The 1,034-nt window shown below is 69.8% G+C and carries 2 protein-coding genes; both read left to right on the top strand.

Annotated elements, in window-relative coordinates; translation table 11 throughout:
- Window positions 1–101 precede the first annotated feature (101 nt).
- Window positions 102–446 carry a carboxymuconolactone decarboxylase family protein gene (locus tag ACIP5W_RS35740; protein ID WP_401482259.1) on the top strand — a complete coding sequence of 115 codons (345 nt, stop codon included), beginning with the start codon at window positions 102–104 and terminating at the stop codon, window positions 444–446.
- A gap of 123 nt (window positions 447–569) precedes the next feature.
- Window positions 570–992: an SHOCT domain-containing protein gene (locus ACIP5W_RS35735; RefSeq protein WP_401482257.1), complete on the top strand. Its 423-nt coding sequence runs from the start codon at window positions 570–572 to the stop codon at window positions 990–992.
- Window positions 993–1,034 lie beyond the last annotated feature (42 nt).

Raw genomic sequence — 1,034 nt, 5'->3', positions numbered from 1 at the left:
CCGGGGGTCGGACGCTCACCCCTGCGGGGTGAGGTGGTCCGGGGCGGATCCGGCTCTGATGGGAGGTGCACCGCACCAGGCCCGGGAAGGGAATGTGAACCATGGCTGAGAAAGAGACAGGCGCCGAGGGTGTCGCCGCCCTCGCCGAGGCGGACGCCCCCGTGTTCGAGACACTCGTGCAGATGACCCTCGACACGTTCGAACGTTCCGGACTGGACGAGGAGACGTACCTGCTGGCACGCATCGCCGCCCTGGTGGCCATGGACGCCTCCGCCCCCTCCTATCTCCTCAACATCGGCACCGCCGCGGAGGTCGGTGTGCCGCTGGAGAAGGTCCAGGGAACGCTCGTGGCGATCGCCCCCGTGGTGGGGAGCGCCCGGGTGGTGTCCGCGGCCCGCGCCATCGGCGAGGCCTTCGGGATCGACATCAACACCGAGGACAGGTAGCGGCAGGGCGGCCGGGACCACCCCGTGCGTCCCGCCCGCCTTCCGGGGGGGGGCGGGACGCACGGGGCGGGTCCGCCGGGATCCCGCCGGGGGCCCCGGCGGACGACACCCAGAGGAGAAGCGATGAGCGACAGCGTGAACCTGGCCTACGACTTTCCCGTTCTGGGGGCCTTCTGGGCGATCATGTGGTTCTTCCTGTGGATCATGTGGTTCGTCCTGCTCTTCCGCGTCGTCGTGGACATCTTCCGCGACGACGACCTCAGCGGATGGGCCAAGACCGGATGGCTCCTCTTCACCATCGTCCTGCCCTTCCTGGGCGTCCTGGTCTACGTCATCGCCCGGGGCAAGGACATGGGCAAGCGCGAACAGCGCCACGCCAGGGCCCAGCAGGAACAGATGGAACGCTACATCCGCGAGACCGCGGGCGGCACGGGCGGCACGGGCACCAGCAAGGCGGACGAACTCGCCAAACTCTCCGAGATCCACGCCCGCGGCGCCCTCACCGACGAGGAGTACCGCCGGGCCAAGGAGAAGGTCCTCCACTGACCCGCACATACCCCTCCGGAGAGCAGGACACCGCGGGCGCCG

It is taken from the genome of Streptomyces sp. NPDC088766, from assembly GCF_044750845.1.
Taxonomy (GTDB): domain Bacteria; phylum Actinomycetota; class Actinomycetes; order Streptomycetales; family Streptomycetaceae; genus Streptomyces.
This window is presented reverse-complemented; position numbering and strand designations above follow the sequence as displayed.

Excerpts from the sequence above, each read along its gene's own strand:
- ACIP5W_RS35740 (WP_401482259.1), top strand. The coding sequence starts at position 102 with ATGGCTGAGAAAGAGACAGGCGCCGAGGGTGTCGCCGCCCTCGCCGAG.
- ACIP5W_RS35735 (WP_401482257.1), top strand. The coding sequence starts at position 570 with ATGAGCGACAGCGTGAACCTGGCCTACGACTTTCCCGTTCTGGGGGCC.